Source organism: Schinkia azotoformans (assembly GCF_035811335.1).
Taxonomy (GTDB): Bacteria; Bacillota; Bacilli; order Bacillales; family Bacillaceae_J; genus Schinkia; species Schinkia azotoformans.
This window is the reverse complement of sequence record NZ_JARSMD010000059.1, coordinates 1-1529: the sequence shown is the minus strand read 5'-3', so window position 1 is coordinate 1529 and position 1529 is coordinate 1. Positions and strand designations below refer to the sequence as shown.

Here is a 1529-nt window from a genome sequence, read left to right as displayed (position 1 = left end):
CTCAACTTTCGCACCAATAAAGTAGGTGATAAATGTTGATTGTAATAGGCCTGCGGCCTATTCATTAGTTTGCTTGACAGTCTATAAAATAATGAAAAACACCTCGTTCTTTGGTAAAGTGTAATTGACTAGAAAACACTACCATAAGAAGAGGTGTCCCCTATATGATAGACCAAAATAGCCAATACAATCAACTACCTAAAGAACTTAATTCTGTTTTTTCTGAGCTTAAAATAAATAAGCATCTGCGTCATGCAGGGATTAAAAAATCCTTCGGATTTGGTTGTACTTATTTGTTCCAGCTAATCTTTTGTTTGATTTTTCAACATAAAAACTGGTTTTCTCTTCTTGATTCTAAGAAAGCAGAAAAATACCCTGCCAAGGACGCTGTTTATCGTTTTTTAAATCAATCAACCTTTAATTGGCGTAGATTTTTACTACTTTTAAGTAGCTTTACCATTCATAAAGTGGACGTTCTAACTGACAAAAGTCGTCCAAAGGTGCTGATTGTCGATGATTCATCTTATGATCGAAATCGCAGTAAAAAGGTTGAATTACTTGCACGTTGTTTTGATCACGCCTCTCTTAAAATGCGATTCTACAAAGGCTTTCGTATGCTTACTTTAGGTTGGTCTGATGGGCACACATTCATGCCGATTGACTTTTCATTGCTTAGTTCTAAGAACGCTCAAATTAATGGAATCTCTAAACAAATTGACAAGCGTACTTGTGGCTATCAACGTCGAAAAGATGCGTTACTATCAGCACCTGAGCAGATTCCAGCTATGATAAAACGCGCTTTAGCTAGTGGAATTAACGCTGATTATGTGTTAATGGATTCTTGGTTTACATTGCCACCACTTGTTAAAGCTATTGTAGAACAAGGTTTAGGCGTGATTGGTATGGTCAAAGAAACGAAACAACGCTATAACGTGAATGGGAAGTTGGTCTCTTTAAAACAGCTCTATTGCTTGGCTGTGCCCGTTCAATCAAAGAAAGGAATTCTTCGTTCCATTCATACGACCATGTCTAATGGAACGCCAATAAAAGTTGTATTTATCCAAAATAGAAATAAGAAAAGTGAATGGCTTGCCATCCTCAGTACCGATTGCACCCTTTCAGAACAAGAAATCGTTCGAATCTATGGGATGCGCTGGGATATTGAGGTGTTCTTTAAGACGACCAAATCTCTATTAAAACTTCAAAAAGAGTTTCAAAGTCGCTCATATGATGGTCTAATCAGTCATACTACTATTGTTTTTGTACGTTTTATTGTGCTATCATGGCAAAATCGATGTAATACTGACCAACGTACAATTGGTGGCCTATTTTACGAATTGTGCGATGAAGTTAATGAACTTGATTGGGCTGTTGCGTTACAGCAATTAATCGAGTTTCTTCAGGACGCACTTGAACATACAAATAAAAAAATCAAAAAGTTAATTCAAAGTCAACTTGAGCAGTGGATATCAGGACTTCCTAGTTATATCAAGGCTTATTTGCCGATTTCACTCTGCGAAAGTTGAGTT

The 1529-nt window shown here is 36.7% G+C and carries 1 protein-coding gene; it reads left to right on the top strand.

The genetic code is table 11. The features are described from left to right. The first annotated feature begins 164 nt into the window (after positions 1–164). Entirely contained in the window at positions 165–1526 is a 1362-nt protein-coding gene (locus P9E47_RS22695; RefSeq protein ID WP_326165140.1) for an IS4 family transposase, read from the top strand. Positions 1527–1529 lie beyond the last annotated feature (3 nt).